At 32.2% G+C, this 17,146-nt stretch carries 20 protein-coding genes and 1 other annotated feature; of the genes, 8 read left to right on the top strand and 12 right to left on the bottom strand.

Annotated features, from left to right (window positions below; genetic code table 11):
* A partial coding sequence (locus tag ACNHOZ_RS27185) for a GntR family transcriptional regulator (RefSeq protein ID WP_447697400.1) occupies positions 1-253 on the bottom strand: 253 nt, incomplete at its 3' end.
* Positions 254-373: 120 nt separating this feature from the next.
* Here ACNHOZ_RS27185 and ACNHOZ_RS27180 point away from each other — a divergent pair.
* Entirely contained in the window at positions 374-1,294 is a 921-nt protein-coding gene (locus ACNHOZ_RS27180) for a DMT family transporter (RefSeq protein WP_221817223.1), read from the top strand.
* A gap of 174 nt (positions 1,295-1,468) precedes the next feature.
* Here the strand turns inward: ACNHOZ_RS27180 and ACNHOZ_RS27175 are convergent, their stop codons facing one another.
* The 7 genes from ACNHOZ_RS27175 to ACNHOZ_RS27145 form a co-directional block, all read right to left on the bottom strand.
* Positions 1,469-3,037 carry a 2-isopropylmalate synthase gene (locus ACNHOZ_RS27175; protein ID WP_221817224.1) on the bottom strand — a complete coding sequence of 523 codons (1,569 nt, stop codon included), beginning with the start codon at positions 3,035-3,037 and terminating at the stop codon, positions 1,469-1,471.
* Between the two features lie 57 nt (positions 3,038-3,094).
* Positions 3,095-3,338: a binding site (T-box leader), on the bottom strand.
* A 448-nt stretch (positions 3,339-3,786) separates the two neighbouring features.
* Positions 3,787-4,086 carry a hypothetical protein gene (locus tag ACNHOZ_RS27170; protein ID WP_394542790.1) on the bottom strand — a complete coding sequence of 100 codons (300 nt, stop codon included), beginning with the start codon at positions 4,084-4,086 and terminating at the stop codon, positions 3,787-3,789.
* 64 nt (positions 4,087-4,150) lie between these two features.
* Complete coding sequence (locus ACNHOZ_RS27165; RefSeq protein ID WP_048022084.1) at positions 4,151-4,420, bottom strand: hypothetical protein; 270 nt, start codon at positions 4,418-4,420, stop codon at positions 4,151-4,153.
* 140 nt (positions 4,421-4,560) lie between these two features.
* Complete coding sequence (locus tag ACNHOZ_RS27160) at positions 4,561-5,646, bottom strand: DUF4030 domain-containing protein (protein WP_447697399.1); 1,086 nt, start codon at positions 5,644-5,646, stop codon at positions 4,561-4,563.
* Positions 5,630-6,157, bottom strand: a complete 528-nt coding sequence (locus ACNHOZ_RS27155; protein ID WP_394542792.1) for an RNA polymerase sigma factor — start codon at positions 6,155-6,157, stop codon at positions 5,630-5,632. The genes ACNHOZ_RS27160 and ACNHOZ_RS27155 overlap by 17 nt, the downstream gene beginning before the upstream one ends.
* A gap of 882 nt (positions 6,158-7,039) precedes the next feature.
* Positions 7,040-7,975, bottom strand: coding sequence for an anti sigma factor C-terminal domain-containing protein (locus tag ACNHOZ_RS27150; RefSeq protein ID WP_447697398.1), 936 nt, complete (start codon positions 7,973-7,975; stop codon positions 7,040-7,042).
* Entirely contained in the window at positions 7,959-8,465 is a 507-nt protein-coding gene (locus ACNHOZ_RS27145; protein ID WP_114895365.1) for an RNA polymerase sigma factor, read from the bottom strand. Before ACNHOZ_RS27145 ends, ACNHOZ_RS27150 begins: the two co-directional genes overlap by 17 nt.
* Before the next feature lie 209 nt (positions 8,466-8,674).
* Between ACNHOZ_RS27145 and ACNHOZ_RS27140 the strand changes: the two genes are divergently transcribed.
* The 4 genes from ACNHOZ_RS27140 (at position 8,675) to ACNHOZ_RS27125 (ending at position 11,289) form a co-directional block, all read left to right on the top strand.
* Positions 8,675-9,013, top strand: a complete 339-nt coding sequence (locus ACNHOZ_RS27140; RefSeq protein ID WP_153253235.1) for a PadR family transcriptional regulator — start codon at positions 8,675-8,677, stop codon at positions 9,011-9,013.
* Positions 9,010-9,867, top strand: coding sequence for a permease prefix domain 1-containing protein (locus ACNHOZ_RS27135; RefSeq protein ID WP_394542794.1), 858 nt, complete (start codon positions 9,010-9,012; stop codon positions 9,865-9,867). The genes ACNHOZ_RS27140 and ACNHOZ_RS27135 overlap by 4 nt, the downstream gene beginning before the upstream one ends.
* Before the next feature lie 738 nt (positions 9,868-10,605).
* Positions 10,606-10,788: a hypothetical protein gene (locus ACNHOZ_RS27130; RefSeq protein WP_394542795.1), complete on the top strand. Its 183-nt coding sequence runs from the start codon at positions 10,606-10,608 to the stop codon at positions 10,786-10,788.
* 99 nt (positions 10,789-10,887) lie between these two features.
* A complete protein-coding gene (locus ACNHOZ_RS27125; protein WP_447697397.1) occupies positions 10,888-11,289 on the top strand; it encodes a hypothetical protein in 402 nt (133 codons plus the stop codon).
* Between the two features lie 359 nt (positions 11,290-11,648).
* Here ACNHOZ_RS27125 and ACNHOZ_RS27120 read toward each other — a convergent pair whose 3' ends face one another.
* From ACNHOZ_RS27120 to ACNHOZ_RS27110, 3 genes are read right to left on the bottom strand one after another with little or no spacing between them, the layout of a single operon-like run.
* Positions 11,649-12,086 carry an EVE domain-containing protein gene (locus ACNHOZ_RS27120; RefSeq protein ID WP_098113478.1) on the bottom strand — a complete coding sequence of 146 codons (438 nt, stop codon included), beginning with the start codon at positions 12,084-12,086 and terminating at the stop codon, positions 11,649-11,651.
* 5 nt (positions 12,087-12,091) lie between these two features.
* Positions 12,092-12,484 carry a rhodanese-like domain-containing protein gene (locus ACNHOZ_RS27115; protein ID WP_447697396.1) on the bottom strand — a complete coding sequence of 131 codons (393 nt, stop codon included), beginning with the start codon at positions 12,482-12,484 and terminating at the stop codon, positions 12,092-12,094.
* A gap of 20 nt (positions 12,485-12,504) precedes the next feature.
* Positions 12,505-12,924 carry a MarR family winged helix-turn-helix transcriptional regulator gene (locus tag ACNHOZ_RS27110; RefSeq protein WP_098113477.1) on the bottom strand — a complete coding sequence of 140 codons (420 nt, stop codon included), beginning with the start codon at positions 12,922-12,924 and terminating at the stop codon, positions 12,505-12,507.
* 289 nt (positions 12,925-13,213) lie between these two features.
* Between ACNHOZ_RS27110 and ACNHOZ_RS27105 the strand changes: the two genes are divergently transcribed.
* Positions 13,214-13,702 (top strand): DinB family protein, encoded by a 489-nt coding sequence (locus tag ACNHOZ_RS27105; protein WP_221817248.1) that lies wholly within the window; start codon positions 13,214-13,216, stop codon positions 13,700-13,702.
* 800 nt (positions 13,703-14,502) lie between these two features.
* On the opposite strand, the gene ACNHOZ_RS27100 is transcribed toward ACNHOZ_RS27105, so the two are convergent.
* Positions 14,503-14,913 (bottom strand): hypothetical protein, encoded by a 411-nt coding sequence (locus tag ACNHOZ_RS27100; protein ID WP_098113475.1) that lies wholly within the window; start codon positions 14,911-14,913, stop codon positions 14,503-14,505.
* A 299-nt stretch (positions 14,914-15,212) separates the two neighbouring features.
* On the opposite strand from ACNHOZ_RS27100, the gene ACNHOZ_RS27095 reads away from it, so the two are divergent.
* Both ACNHOZ_RS27095 and ACNHOZ_RS27090 read left to right on the top strand, forming a co-directional pair.
* Positions 15,213-15,803 carry a TetR/AcrR family transcriptional regulator gene (locus ACNHOZ_RS27095; protein WP_099000601.1) on the top strand — a complete coding sequence of 197 codons (591 nt, stop codon included), beginning with the start codon at positions 15,213-15,215 and terminating at the stop codon, positions 15,801-15,803.
* A gap of 66 nt (positions 15,804-15,869) precedes the next feature.
* A complete protein-coding gene (locus ACNHOZ_RS27090; RefSeq protein ID WP_447697395.1) occupies positions 15,870-17,078 on the top strand; it encodes a YhgE/Pip domain-containing protein in 1,209 nt (402 codons plus the stop codon).
* Positions 17,079-17,146 lie beyond the last annotated feature (68 nt).

Raw genomic sequence — 17,146 nt, 5'->3', positions numbered from 1 at the left:
TTGCAAAATCAACGCCTTCGGTAGATGTGGGTTCTTCGAAAACTCGATGTTCCACAACGTAATAACCACTCTTTGGAATGGAATAAATAATATGTTGCTCTTCCAAACGTTTTAAGGCAGATATTATTGTGCTTTTACTACAAATATATTCGAGCGATAAGCCTCTAATTGATGGTAATTTTGCCCCTGCTGGAAAGTCCCCAGACTGTATCTTTTGAAGTAGAGAATGATAAATTGTTTCATATTTAAGCATAGTATTCCTCCAAATAAACATCTGTACCGATACAGATGTGTATTTTTCATATCGTAGATATTGTTAGTTTCTCTTACTATAGTGATAACCGGCCGGATAAATCTAAAGGAGGTCATTCACATGATTGAAAAGAAAAAAGCATATATAGCTGCACTTACTTATGCCATCATTATCGGATTGTCATTTATGTTTGTCAAAGTTGCATTAACTATTGCTACACCTTTTGATGCATTAGCGCATCGATTTACTATTGCTTTTGTAGGGGTTACAACCTTAAAAGTACTGACGAAAAAGGCATTAAAAGTAACTAAAAAAGATATAGCTATTATTGCTTTGTTAGCTATTTTATACCCCACTCTCTTTTTTGCTTTTCAGGTATTTGGACTAGTAAATGTCTCATCATCCGAAGCTGGAATTATTCAAGCAACAATCCCAATTTTCACCTTAATTTTTGCGAGCATATTTTTAAAAGAAACATCTACATTTGGTCAAAAGGTAGCTATTATTTTCTCGGTAGTAGGTGTGATATATATTATGTATATGAACGATATAGAAAATAAAAATACTAGCCTACTAGGAACTGGTTTGATTTTACTTTCTGCACTTGTATCATCCCTATACAATGTATGTGCTAGAAATTTAACTCAACGATATTCCTTATTCACTATTACATATATAATGACTTTATTTGGTTTTATTATATTTAATGGTTTAGCACTGACAAATCATCTAATGAATAACACTATCCATCAATTTATGAAGCCTTTTGTTCATCTGGATTTTGTAATTGCAATTGTCTATCTAGGTTTATTATCATCTTTAGTTACTTCCTATCTTTCTAATTACGCTTTATCAATAATAGAAGCATCTAAAATGAGTGTCTTCAGTAATTTTGCTACACTCATTACAATCTTGGCAGGAGTAATTTTTTTAAAAGAACAATTTCACCTTTACCATCTAGTCGGGGCCATTATCATTATTGCAGGAGTTATTGGAACAAATTGCTTTGGTACAAAAGGTAAACACAGTAAAAAAGCCTAGTTTCCATAATCCATATTCCTAGGATACAAAAACCTTAGAAATCCATAGATTCCTAAGGTTTTTGTATTCATGTTTCTTTTCATTCGTCATAGTAGCCTAACTTAGCATCAAGTAAATATTTACAAGTCCATACCTTAAAAAACTAAGTACATTCCGTTAAATATTTCCTTTTATTTATTCAATCGGAAGTAACGTATCAACAACGATGCTGTTTACAGCATTAATATACGCAAATGCACTTGCTTTCATAACATCCGTATCTGTTGCCTTGGCAATATACTTTTCCCCTTCGTATTCTACTTGAATCTTTACTTTTCCTAATGCTTCCTTACCTCTTGATACACTGCTAATATTATATTCGATCAATTTAATATCTAAATCACTAATTTCTGTAATAGCTGAATACAAGGCATCAATCGGGCCAGAACCGACTGCACTGCTTTTCAATATTTGATCACCCTTTTTAATCTTCACACTTGCAGACGGGAAATTTGTATTACTAATCACTTGCAAGTCGATTAGTTCATAAAAATGATGACTATAGTGCATTATATCCTGATTATGAATATCATTTTTCGCATAATAATTCTCAACGATGACATATAAGTCATGATTATATACTTCTTTTTTTGCATCTGCCAATGCAAGGAAAGCTTCAAATATCCCTTCAAATTGTGTGTTAGTCATCTCATTAAAGCCTAATGATTCAAGGGCATTTTTCACCGCATGACGTCCAGAACGGGCAGTTAAAACAAGTTCCATATCGTCTAAACCAACTTCAATTGGGCTAATGATTTCGTAAGCATCTCTTGCTTTTAATAAGCCGTCTTGGTGTATACCTGAAGAATGAGCAAAGGCATTATCTCCTGTAATGGCTTTATTTACTTGTACATCAAGTCCCATTAAACTACTTACTAACCTAGATGTATTCATGATTTCTTTCGTATTAATATTTGTGTATGCATTATAAACTGATGAGCGCGTATTAATTGCCATCACGACCTCTTCTAGTGCAGCATTACCTGCACGCTCACCAATGCCATTTATCGTACACTCGACTTTATCTGCTCCATTTTTAATTGCAGCTAACGTATTCGCAGTTGCCATACCAAGATCATTATGACAATGGACACTTAAAAGCACTTTATCATTCAAATTTTTCAAGCGATTATTTATTTTAAAGATTAGTTCACCAAACTCTTCTGGCTCGGCATAGCCAACTGTATCGGGCACATTAATAATGGTAGCTCCTGCCTTTACAACAGCTTCAATCGTTGCCCATAAATATTCAAAATCGGAGCGAGACGCATCCTCCGTTGAATATTGTACTTCTGGTAGAAGTGTTTTTGCATATTTTACTGCATCAACACCAAGATCTAAAATCTGACTTTTCGATTTTCCAAACTTCTTCTCCACGTGAATGTCTGAAGCGCCTAAAACTATATGGATTAACGGTTTTTCAGCATATTTCACACTATTATAAACAGCATCAATATCAGCCTTTACTGCTCTTGCTAACGCTGTAATGATCGTTTCGTCTGTATTCCCTATTTTCATAGCAATTTCTTTCACAGCATTAAAATCACCAGCTGAAGACGAAGGAAAACCAGCTTCGATAATATCGACTTTCAGCTTCTTTAGTTGCTGCGCTACTTCTAGTTTTTCATACAGGTTCAACTTAGCCCCTGGGACTTGCTCTCCATCTCTTAAAGTCGTATCAAACATCCAAATTTTTCTCGTCATTTCAGAAACACTCCTTTTGCATATGAATGTATAAAAAAAGCCCCGCCTCTATAAAAATATAGAGACGAGGCGTTGCTCGCGGTACCACTCTAATTGATTAATCATTACATAATTAACCCACTCATTTTCGGCAGCTATCACCACCTATCTTCATAACGGTAGAAAACCGACATCCCCTACTTATAATGTTCAGGGAGTAGCTCTTGGATGAGTTCAAAGGTAATAACTACCGATTCTCACCAACCATCGGCTCTCTGACAAGTTTATATATCCTTCTACTATTTCCAATCTTTGCTTATTATTATTTGATTACATGCAATATTATATCTATCTACCTAATTTGTCAACATAATTTTCAGAATAAAAAAATTATTTATAATATTAATATATATTGGAGGTTATTAATTTACATATAAACATCCACTATTTTCGAGTAATTTTTTAAGATAGTTGCTTAAAAATAATTTTTTATTTACCTATATTTTAGAAAAACTTTTTATTTGTCGTCACTAACTGTAAATAGTAAAACTTTAATAATAAATGAAATAATTTAATATTTACTTAACGAATAATAAAACGTAGACAAGGTTATTTTCCATAAATATAGTGAATGACAACATTTTTTAAAAAGGTATATGTATATGAATCTACAAATCTGGCTAGACTAATAACGTATTCCCCCTATTCCAATAAATTTGAAAACCCTTTGTCTATATGAGCAAAGGGTTCTTTTTTTATGTAAATATTTATTAAGGCGCAAACCCTTGAAAACTGACAGCAAGATAGATACCAAACGAAAGAGCACATAAGGAAACAAAATGTAATGTTAAAAAAGGGATTTTCTGTTTACCTTTGATAAAGAAAGAATAAATAAACCCGAGTATTGTAACTAAAGTTAAAATAGGCACAATAATCTTAATAACAGTACCAAAAGCATTTGCTGTAACAACTGATAAAAGAAAGAACCCAATTATAACTACATACAAGATTATTGAAGTAACTAAGGAAGCTACTGACACTTTTAAAGCATTTTTAAAGAATTTCTTCATCTAATTTCCTCCTAATAGATTTTATAGAAAACAAAAAGAAGCAAGCATGTTGAACTCACTTCTTTTAACTTTCACCAAAATTCATTGCAAAAAATAGCATTCCTAACATAATAAGTAGTGGAATTACAACAAAAGAGGTCAAACTAAAATATTTCATTAGCCCTTTTTCATGTTTTCCAAAAGCTATTACTCCACATAAAAAGCCCATAAGGTAAATGACAATTCCTATATAAAGAATATTTGAGCTATATATTGGTGTAAAATATTGTCCTACCCCAATAACAATTCCAAGCAACGATAACCACAATGAGTATTGACTAAAACGTTTTTTCAAGTTGCTCCTCCAAGAACTAAGTGTATGGTTAATAATACCATCTATCTGTCTATCAGTTAATATAAAACACGTTATCAGTAGAAAAATAAACAAGCTAAGGAATAAAACTGTCTTATTTCTTAGCTTATCAAAATGCGTATTTAATTTAGCTTTTTCTTTTCTTTAGCGTAAATAATGATTTTATATGAATCATCTTTTACTTTGTTCTTCATCTCTTCTGTTTGAAGGAATTCATCAATAACTCCTTCGAGTTCATTAGCAAACTGTTTATTCTCCTCAGAATAGCTTAATGAGGTATAGATGAATACTTGTGGTTCAGGGTGAACAGAGTAGCCGACCATCTTCACATGATATTCCTCTTTTCCTAATAAATCTTCACCAACATCATCAAGGATATTTCCCCATCTACCTTCTTGTTCTTGCTTTTTTAAGTTAATTTTATATGCCTTTATAGGTGTTTTTTCTTCGTTATTTTTAACAAGAACATCGCTAATCACTTGTTTAATATCTTCAATATGCTTCTCAGTATCAAGTACTTCTAGAGTTACTCTTGCGTCCGAGTCAAACCCTGCTATGCTAGCATCTAACACATGATAATTACGTTTTTTTAATTCAGCATCAATCTCTTGATTTATTTTGTCGTATTTTTCTTGACGAGGATCAGGTTTATACTCATATTGAACAGGATCATACCGTGTAATTTTGACTTTATAACTATCATAGTTACGTGCCTCTAAAATATCTTTTGTAATTTTATTTATATCGCCTTTAACGCGCTTAAAATACTTCTCTGAACCATCCACACTTATCTCAATTTGCTTCTTCCCTCCATAATAGGTCTGGCCTAAAGAATCAATTTTATAACCTTTTTTCCTTAGCGTATTAATAATTTCAGTGCCTACAGACTCTTTCTTGAAAATCTGACCCAAATAAGGGATTTTAGAAACTACTTGAGCCATTGCAGGAGAAACAAATGCTGAACTAATGAATGCACCACTCAAAATAACAAGTGCAATCCCACAGTAGACAACATTTCTTAGAAGGTGATTTTTTTTCATAGGTAATATATCGTTTCCAGGCTTTACTGATTCTGATTGCTCTAATTGATCAATGGCTTCTAGAAGTCGCTGCTTCTGTTTTTGTTTTTGGTTTGATTTCCAGACCAAATCCTCATTCAGTTTTTCTAGTGAACTATCATCCATAAAAGAATTAAACCGTTTCTTCATATATATATCCGTCCTTTACTAACTGCTTTCTCAAAGCAGGAATTGCCCTGAACTGTGTAGACTTTACTTTGCTTTCAGACCACCCTAAAATGGTCGCCGTATCCTTAACAGAAAAACCTTGAACTTTTCGCAGTAAAATAACCTTTCTGTGTCCGTCTTTCAGCTTTTCTAACGCTTGATACAGCTCTAGAGAAGTTTCTTTAAGCTCAATCATCTCTTGAGGTAAACGATTAGGGTCTGTTTTCGACAGAATAAAATCTTTCAGAAGACTTAAAGGTTTCTGTTTTCTAAAATAATCCATGGTGACATTATGCGCAATGCGGAACAACCACGTCTTTTCACTGGAGTTTTGCTGAAAGGAATCGTAAGAGAGGTAAGCTTTCACGAAGGTTTCATGCGTCAAATCTTCAGCTTGCTGATAATCTTTCACCAGCATTAAAATAAATTTTAATATGGCGTCGCTATGGTCGTCATACCAACGCTCAATTTCTTCTTTTTTTGTCTTTTCCAATATCCTGACCATCCTTTTATCCAATATTCTTTACTTAGACGAGAGTTTTTCAAAAAAAGTTGTGTTTTTTATACAAAAAATAAAAAAACTCTCAAATAAGAGAGTTTTTGATTCAATATGCTATAAATTTTTATTGATTAACTTTAATGAAATGTAAGGATAAATGCCTTCTAGAGAGTGTATTTATCGTAATAGAACTATTTAACTTTAGTTACGATGACAAGTATCGTCGGTAAAAGAATAAGCAAATTCTATTAGATTAGTTTGTTTAATACGATAAGGTTTTAAGGTCTATACCCGTACAAGAAATCAAACATAAAGAAACATATAAAACCTATAAGCAAGAGAGGAACCACACTGATTCCTAAATATACACGATGTAGAGGTTTTTTTAGTTTTTTGAACCAGTTATAATATAGTATTAAAAAAAGAATGCAGACAGGTATAAAGAACACAGCAGAAAATATATCTGTTAACTTTGAGTTTGCATCCCAATATTCGTCCGGAACAGGAGTATGCACATACCATTTATCGGCTAAACGAGTTTGAAGATAACTAAAAAGTAATATTCCTAACGAATAATAGACACCAACCAACCACTTTAACCATTTTGGTAAATAAGACTGACTTGCAACAATACACATAAGTACTACTATAAGAAACACTGGAACACTGTAACTCATTTGAAACCTCCAACATAATCTAAGTTTCTAACAACAAAATATGAGTAATTTTACCATATAAGTTTATATATGTATATACCGGTTTTGAGGTAGAAGAGATAGCATCTTAATTAGCATGATTGATTCTGCAGGAAGTAAATAGCAAGCTTAATAAACCGAAGTTTATATTCCTACTTCCCATACCACAACATCCTAAAAATCAGTACTTATCAACCACTGCTCCTAAACTAGCTGCTTTAACATAGGGCTTATTTTGCAAGGAAAGGAGTTTTTCTTTTGTTCCTGTAACTACTACGCCTATAATTAATCCATACTCTTGTCTGTCTTTTAGACTTTTGACTTCCCCTGGATCTGTTTTTTGGAGCTCATTTAAAAAGTCTGCTTCTGTTTTGACTTTATTACTCGTTAGTTTTACTCCTAGTTGCGGTGATGGTTTAGAAATACCTAATAACCATCGTCCACTTTCTGGCTCACCTCTGTACCCAGTAGACTTTGCATATTTATAGTTATAGTTATCTACCCAGTACCATGTTTGGTGAGCAGATGTAGGCAGCATCTTTTGTACTTCTTTCAGTGTGTAATTTTTATCAAAAGATATGGCCATCTCCATATATCTATCATTTGGATAATCTTTAATCACGTCAAAGTCATGAGCATACACCTTATACTTGTACTTAGGTACGTAGAATAGCATCTCACGTTGCCCATTAGGAATATGATAAATTGTCGTGTCATTGACAATTGTACTACTCATGGAGAATGATGCATTCAAGTTTCCAAATAAATCATACGTTATTTCTTCTGTCCCCCAAGGTATCACTTTGTCTTCAATTACTTTAAATGCTTCACTCTTAATAGTTCCCTTTAAAACTCCAATCGATTTACTATCAGTGTTAGTGTATGTGTTTGGAGACATCCTCACCCGATTTTCAGTAATTATCCGATCAGTAATCTTGTCTCCTTTTGAGGCAATAAAATAATTATTTCCTTTGACAAATAAACCAATAACAAAGCTAACTACGAGTGCGGAGATAAAAACTGTTCGTAAAATTGCTCTATATTTTGCTTTTTTAAGCGTTCTATGTAAAGACTTTTCATCAAAAATAGAGTCTAACTCATCATTCGTTTTCTTCATTACATTCTCTCCTATACATCTCTTTAAATGTTTTTCTAGCACGAGCTAAATACGTTTTCACAACTTCAGGTTTCATATCTACATATTCCGCAATTTGTTTATACGACCACTCTAGCTCGTATTTTAAAAGAAGTAGTTGCTTAAAGGTGGGGGACACCTTTTGGAGTATGCTTCTTACTAGAAGTTGATTTTCTTGTACAATCATCATCTCTTCAATTAATCGTTCATTGGTAATAAGGTAATCTTCTACTACTACGTACTGAGATTTTTTGTTTTTCCGACAGTAATCGTAATATAAGTTTATAGCTACTTTAAAAAGCCATGATTTATATTTATCGGTATCAATCGCTTCAAGATGGAGAAGTAGTTTACAAACAGCTTCTTGAACAATATCTTTAGCTGTTTCTTGGTTTGCACCTTGTTTGATTAAGTACAAATAAAGTTGATTCATGACAATTTTTAGCTGATCGTTTGATAACCGATTTTTCAAGTGTTTTTCCTCCTTCTTGTCTTATAACGTATGAGCAGTGAAAAAGTATACAATCATTTCACATTTTTCTACAAAAAAGGAAAACAATTAATCTCTTATTACATGTTCAAAGAAAGAATGAGTTAATTCCATATTTCATGCGACATATTTTTGAGAATACCTTGTATTAAAAGGTATTCTTTTTTATAATTTCATAAGAGGTGGATAAATTGGAAATTAGTAGAGAGATTTTGAAAGGGCATATTGATACGCTAATCTTATCGCTACTGCATCAACGGGATATGTATGGCTATGAATTAGCTAAGATTGTTCGTGAGAAGAGTGAAGAACAATTTGAATTAAAAGAAGGGACTCTTTATTTGTCTTTAAAGAGATTGGAAAAAAACAATTGGATTTCTTCGTACTGGGGAGATGAACAAGGTCCTGGTGGAAGAAGAAAATATTATAAAGTCACATCATTAGGTACGCAAAACTTTGAAGCCAAGCGTTTAGAATGGCAATTTGTAAAAAAAATGATGGATTCTTTTTTATGGGGAGGCACTAAGTGAAGAGAATAGAAAAATTTGTGGATTCTATGTACCTGAATGTAGAAGGAGATCACCAAGAAATTAATGAGCTGAAAGCAGAAATGACCAATCATCTGTTGGAAGCAGTCCATGAATTAAAAGCAGAAGGCAAAACAGAACAACAGGCCATTGCAATAGCAATTAAACGGTTTGGGGAAGAAAAAGAAATTCGAAATGTGATTGGACAATTGTTTGAAATACAGAAGATATTTGCAAAGCGCATCCTATACATAGCAATAGTCTGTTTAATTGTAACAATATCTAGCTTTTATTTTCTTTGGCAAGTGGAAGAATCAACGGCTCAAGGAATATCTGATACAGGTTCATTAATATCCTATGAATTGAAAGATAAAGATGTGATAACCAGAGACATGAAAAGAAAAATAGAAGCGTTAGTAGAAGACACAAACTATGTTTCAGGGGTTACTATTTATAAGTCAAAAAATATAATCAGCCGTTCTGGCGAAAATTATATTGAATATCACTGGAAGGGAGTGCAGCCAGATTTTCAATATCAAAGAACCATTTGGGCTCCAAAATGGTTAGGAGCAAACTTTCACACATTTGGAAACGGAGATGAACAATGGTTCGTCTCAATAGATAATAGAAGCTTTAGTCAATTAGAAGCCGCCGTACTGTTTGTGGGAATGACTGTTTACTGGACCCTGTTTACTATTTGGGCAATTATCAATGCCCATCATCAAAGAAGATTACGAATTGGATGGATTTTTATGTTTGTATTCTTTAATATTCTAGGCTATTTAGTTTACTATTTTACAGCAAAACAAGGTCCTATCCCTAGCAAACATGATGAATTTTATGAGGATTACATTTAGGAGGCACACTTTACCCGGTTTGCTTTTTATATAGAGTAATAGCTTTTGAAAAACACGAGAAAGGACTAATGATGAGCTCATTTGTTCTAATTCTAGTCCTTCTCATGCTAGGTATGCTATTATTTACGCTGAATTTTAATAAGGAGAAGCAAGCATGCCATGCTTGCTTCTTTTGTTTTTTTCTAGTTAATATAAACAGATTATCGTTCATAAATAAAAAACCTTCCCAAAATAAAAGACCTTAGAAATTGAAACCTATAAAGAGAAAAACAACGTTCTCAAAATAGAAATTGAAACCCATAATACAGCTGAAATTATGGGTAAGAGAGTAATAAGGAGACCCCATTTTACAGTTTTTTTGATAAATAACAGGACTGATCCTAAAATCCATACAGGAATTACTAGTAATATTTGAGGCTCGGTAAATCTGTTTCCAGAAAAGTTTTCGCCTATTCCTCCTTCAGCAAGGAACCAAGCAAATGGGATAATAATAATGCCTGTTATTAAAAGATGTATAACTCGATACATATTAAAGAACATACTAACCACCTAACTAAATTTACCTTTTTTACCATTTTATCAATAATATAAATTTTAATCACTATACCCCTTACATCTTTAGTCAACATAATGTGCGCTCTAGGAAGTTTGAATTAGTTTTACACTTTAGTAATTTAGATTAAAAGATAAATGTTACCATTAATAATACAAGAATATTCTAGGAGGTATTTTAAATTAATGGATAAAGAGAATAAAAACAGCATAAATGATGTTGAAGATCATTTAAATAAGGTTTCAGGAAATCCGACGAAAATCAATACATCAGGAGTTCCTAAAGGAATACGTATAATAGGATACTTTTTTATAACATTTTTTGTGTTATTGATTTTAGCTGCTTTTTTTACTGCAGTTCTTAAATAAAACGTTAGTTTAAATATATATGTCCAAGTAAAAAAGATAGTGACGTGTTTATAAAAGTTTAAAAATTAATAACATTAATACTTTGAAGGGATTAAAATTGTGAAAAGATTATTATTTATTCTTAGCATTGTAATAATAGTCCTTATTATAAATGGACGCAGTAATAACTCTGTAAAGGCAATAAAAGCAGATTACGTTGATATTGGTTTAGGGCCAAGTTTATATGAGGGGTATGATAAAGTTGAGCGAGAAAGCGTTCAGTCGCTTGTTAATTCATATAATCAAATTGAATATATAGGACAAACCAACCAACAACTGAATCTTGATAAGACAATATCAATAACATTTGTCTATCATGATAAAATTTCGGGAACTTTAATGATAGATGATAAAGGGATTTTTCATACAGATGATAGCGCAAAAAACTATCAAATTTCTTCAAACAATGATACATATGAACAAGCTTTAAAGGTATACAAGGATTTGAAACAAAAGTATTAAAATAATAGAATATGAAAGTGGAAATTAAGGATTCTTTTTTAGATTCTCGTATTAAAAATGAGGTTACTGATCATATAAAGTAAAAAGTGGTAACTTCTCATACTAAGCTGCCACTTTTCATAACCTTCAACAATATTTGGCTATTATAAGAAGATACGCCTATACTTAACACTCCTATATACACCAGTGTTAGATTATATGTTTAGCTATCCCTTTCTAGTTAACATAAAACGTATTCGCGGAAGTAAGAAAAGCATAAACCATTGATTTCCAACGGATTTGTGCTTTTCTTTTCACTTAGATATACTTCCTCGGAAGTGAATTGAACTAAAAAGTCGTTACAAAAATTGCGCAACCCTCTAATTTTCTTTCAAGCCTATCATTTCATCTTGGATGACTTTAAAATCATTTTCACTTATCTCTACATGTCCAAATCGAAAAGAATAGCCCCAATACTTTTTATTTTTAATGAAAGAGAGCTTTAGAATTAAAGGATGAATGGATGTTTCTGTACAATTCATAAACTTTATCTTTCTTCGAAAGGGGATAAAACCATCTCCCATATCAAATTGAAAAATATGATCATCAACCACTTGTCCTAAAGCCGTAAATTTTTGATAGGGAGCACTCTTCTTAAGCCATACCTTTGGAGAATAATAAATGATCCAATCGCCCGTCTTCATCTTTTTTAAAGGAGCTTCCTTTCCATGGCAAAGTTGAACAAATCCACCTTCAACACTTTTCATCACATGGTCTCGGGAAGCCACCCCAATCCAATACCTTATGTTGTTTTGCATACACATCAACACCCACAACGATTAGAAGGATAATTATCTAGAGTTAATGCTGAAACAGGGAAGTTCATCTCCTGCCATGCCGCAATTCCTCCTGTTAACTCTTTTACTTGATATCCTTGTTCCAATAAAAATTTAGCTGCTTTAGCAGCCGTATTGCACCAAACGTCCCAACAATAAACGATAATCTCCTTGTCTTTTGGTATCTCATCTAAACGATTGACTACTTCTTGTTCAGGTATGATATAGGCATCCTTAATGGTTACACTTCTTACCTGCATAGGACCATTTCTAACATCGAGTAAAAAGTATGTATCTGGATTCATTTTCTTCAATTTCATATAATCCATAGGGCTTATTGTTGCTTGAAGACGTGCATTAAAATAATCAAGTGTATTCACCTTGTATAACCTCCTGCTTTCTACAGTGACTTCCAAATTCTAATCAAAAAATCTTTTAATACTTGTCTTTCTTGCTGATCTAGAGGGGCTAACACCTCTGATTCGATATGGGTTAGAAACTCCCAACGTGAATTCAATACTTCTTTACCTTTTTCCGTAATCAACAGACTGTAGGATCTTCTATCATTAGGATTCTTGGTTCTCTCCACCAATCCTAATGTTTCCAAATGATCAATATGACTGACCATAGTTGTTCGATCAATTTGTAGGTTTTCAGAAATATCTTTTTGTGATGAATAGGGATTTTCCTCAATAAATAAAAGAACCCCATATTGTCTGGAATTGATGTTGAAGGGGAGCAATCCTTCAGAAAACTTATTTTCCATTTGTTGAAGAGCCTTCCCAAGTAAAAAACCATAAGATTGATTCCATTTGTTCAATTATTTCTTCACCTCTTTATATAATCAGTAAAATATATAATCAGTATAACTGAATATATTTCAGAAAACAAGCATTAATTATTTATAATGGCAACAGTGAACCATATTAAAAGTAATAGTATGTAGTTTACATAAAGTCCATTCTAGAAACAAAATAGCCTATACGACTCTGTATATTACCTTGTCTAATTCCAATGAGATAGGTATCTATAAATAGTTGTCGAACTAATTAATACACCCCCTTAAAAAGGAGCCAAAGTGAAAAAATATAGTAAACGGAGGAATTAGTTTGCAAACTATGTTTCATTATAACTGGTTGGTTAGAGAAGAATGGTATCAATGGTGTGAGAATATTCCACTAGAGGAATTGCTTCGGAAACGAACAGGAGGAGTAGGAGGGATATTGCATACTCTCTTTCACATTGTTGATGTAGAGTGGAGTTGGATTCGTGTTCTTCAGGGAAAAGATGATTTCCAGGAGAATTTTGAGGAATATCAAAGCTTAGAAAAAGTTCGCCAGCTAGATACAAATTTTCAGTTTGAGGTAAGAGAGTTTGTTAGGTCTTGGAATGCAGAAAAAGAAACGAATACTCTTTATGATCCACAACCAGACGGAAGTATAGCAACTGACACTTGGGGAGAAGTTATGCGTCACGTGATTGCTCATGAAATACATCATATCGGACAATTGTCGGTATGGGCTAGGGAGATAGGGAAGAAACCAGTTTCAGCCAATCTTGTTGGTAAAGAACTTAGTCATACATTGCCCAAAATTTAAATGAATGAACTTTATTGATAAAACCGATGCTTGTAATTAAGAAAGTATGAGATTTCAATTTCGGCATATTTTAGTATATATAATAAATTTCACTAGTTAAGGCAGGAAGGCATTTTTGAAAATGCCTTCCTGCCCAACTACACTAAAATTCGTATGATATGCCCCACTAATTTGTCTTTTTTAGTTTCCATAAAACACATTATCAGAAGTAACAACCTCATTTTAAAGCAAAATTGCCCATATTTTTAATAAACAATGTTTCAACAATGCTACAAGATGTTTCATTTTCTATACATAAATGTATCAATTCTTATAGAACCTAATTCTCATGGTATACTATCGAACAACGACAAAACATTTTATATGCAATATGTTTTGTTCATTTTCTGCATTGAACGAACAAAAACCACTGTTTAGGTCCAGTGGTTTTTTTTGCTTTCATAATTGAATATGTTTTTATAATTTGAGTAAACTATTAGAGATACTTCAAGGTATCTCCAATCTAAAATCTATATGCTTAAAAGAAACAGCTCTTCCTGCAAGGGCTGTTTCTTTTGTCAGAAATACATATTAGTGTGGAAAAAGATATCAAAAAAATATACATATTAAATCATAACTAGAGCAAACTATTCATGAGTCGTAAAAACATCACGACTAATTTCTAAATTAAATGATGAAAAAACCTGTTAGCTTGTCAGGCACGAACAGGTTTTTTTATTTGTATCTCTGATTATTTATAAACGTTTAGTTAACATAAAACATGATTTGGGAACGCTCCAGAATAGCGTTTTAATTATTTATTAAATAGGAACGACTTGAAAACTTTTACTATCATCAAAGTTTGTTCCTGCAAGCCATTTCTTATCGCCTCTATAGATATATCCCAAATATATGTCTTTAGTTACTCCATACTTCTGAAATTTAAATAAATCTACTCCTCTATCTTTTATATACCATTCAGTTGCATTGTCTTTTGTGTCAAGATATATCCATTCATTTGATGCTAAGGTTAAATAGTTATAATTAGCCCAATTGTTACCACTAACACGAATTTTACAAGTATAATCTTTTGTAGCAGGCTCAAAATGAACTGTAACTCCCGCATTGCTAGTTTCTCTTAGATAGTCATAATTTGAATAAACCTCAGTTCCTAACCCTTTTCCTGAATGAATATCAACCATACGATATGATTTATTTGGATCAAAGTACATTTTTTTCACTCTCTCCCTTAGTTACACTTTGTATTTAACAAAAAATAACATAATATGATTTTTTTACTATATATTTAGTTTACAATAAACTTCCTAATATAAAAAATGTATATTATATACATTTTTAGTTAACATAATGTAGCTTCTAGGTAGAAGAAATATTAACTAATTGCACTTAATCAAAATTAAATAAATCATCCAAAAATATATTGACAATTTTAATTTGGTAATTTATTCTATAAAAGCAAGTGATTGCTTGCATTTACTGTTTTTAAAACTTTTTCAAGGGTAGGTTGAATATGAATAAAATGAAAGACACATCAGATCGTATTATAGAAGCGTTTTTAGAACTATTTAGTACTCAAGGGTATAAAGGAACAACGACACGTGCCGTGGCAGAATTAGCAGATGTAAACGAAACAACTATTTTCAGGAATTTTGGAAGCAAAAAGAAGATAATGGAGAAATCAATAAGTTATATATCGCGTAATATTGTATTAAACAAATTAATGCATGAGGAAATTACATGGAACTTAGAACATGATTTGTTAGTAATTTCAGATGGTTATCATCAATATATTGAGAACGAGAAAATGAGAAATCTAATTTTCATTAGTTTACAAGAAGCTCGAATGTTTCCAGAGCTCAGTGAAGCTATTGCATTAATTCCCAATCAGTTGAAAGACGAGTTGGTTTCATATTTTACTGAAATGTACAAGAGAGGTAAACTCATTGAAACTAACATGGAAGCTCAAGCCATGAACTTTATTTGGATGAATTTTGGTTACTTTCTCTCTAATTCTCGCTTTAGTAAAAATTCATTTTCTGATTCAAAGGAAAATTTTCTAAAATACAGTATTCAGCTTTTTTCTAGGGGGTTAACTCCCTAATATTTTTTGCAACAAAAGCAAGTGAATACTTGCTTTAGGTAGTTAAATAAAAAGGAGTGTATAATGATGAAAACTTTTAAAAATTTCTTTAAGCACCGCGAGACTTATATTGGAATTGCAACAGCTTTTGCTTTTTTACTAATCTTTTTCTGTGTATGGATGACTGCCTATGATGGTGTTACAGACCGTGTAGACCAATTAAAAGTTGGGTTAGTTAATAATGACACTCAAATGGGAAACAATATTTCAAAGAACCTAGAGAAAAATTTACCTTTTAAAGTTAAAGCTTATAATTCTTTAACATCAGCTAATGGGGATATGAATAAGCGCATTTTAGATATGGTTATAAACATTCCTGCAAATTTCTCCAGTTCATTAAAAGAGAATAACAATACAGAGATAAAATATTTTATTAACCAAGCAAATTCATCTTTAACAAAACAAATTATGTCTGGAGCAACAAAAGATATTACACAAACCATTAATAAAGGAGTATATACGTACAAACAAGAACTTATCCTTTCCAATCTATCTACAGGACTAAGTACATCATTACCATCAGAAGAGTTGGCACAAAAGTTATCAAAAAACATTACAAATGTGCTAAATTCGTTAACTATTGATCCTGTTCAATCATCTGTTAAGAAAACCAACAATACAGAAGGTTTTGCAGCAACTATGCTTCCATTGTTAATTGTTCTTGCTTCATGGGTTGGTGCTATGATTATGAGTTTGAACCTTAATGGTGTTTCAATGCAATTAAAGAAAACCCATGGTAAGTGGTCTATCTTTTTCACAAGACAGTTTATTAATATCGGCGCATCTATTATTTTAGCTTTTGTGACCTTATTATTTATGTACGCATTTGATATAAAACTGAATACAAACTTATTTCAGGCTTGGGTATTTCAAACTTTAGTATTTTTCTCTTTCTTATGTCTAACACAGATGTTTGTTGTTCTATTTGGCCCAGCTGGTATGGTATTTAATATTATTTCACTTTCATTGCAGCTAGTTACTTTTGGAGTTATTGTTCCAAAAACGATGTTATCAAACTTTTATCAAACTGTAGGTTCCTATTTTCCCGCAACATACGTGGCAGATGGATACTACACAGTAATTTTTGGAGGAACAAGTTTATCACACGATATGAGCATCCTTCTTCTTGTGTCACTTGTTACTGTATGTATCGCAATTGGAAAAGTAGCTATACAGCCAGGTACTAAATTTGAATCAAAACCCTTACCTGCCGAAAAAAATGCTATGGTGCACTAAAATAAACAGATATAGATCTGCTTACTTTATCAAATGGATTTAAAGAAGAAATCTTGTTTACATAGTCC

It is taken from the genome of Priestia sp. D51 (assembly GCF_053345675.1).
Note: the sequence above shows the minus strand (reverse complement) of the source record. Positions and strands in the feature narration are given on the sequence as shown.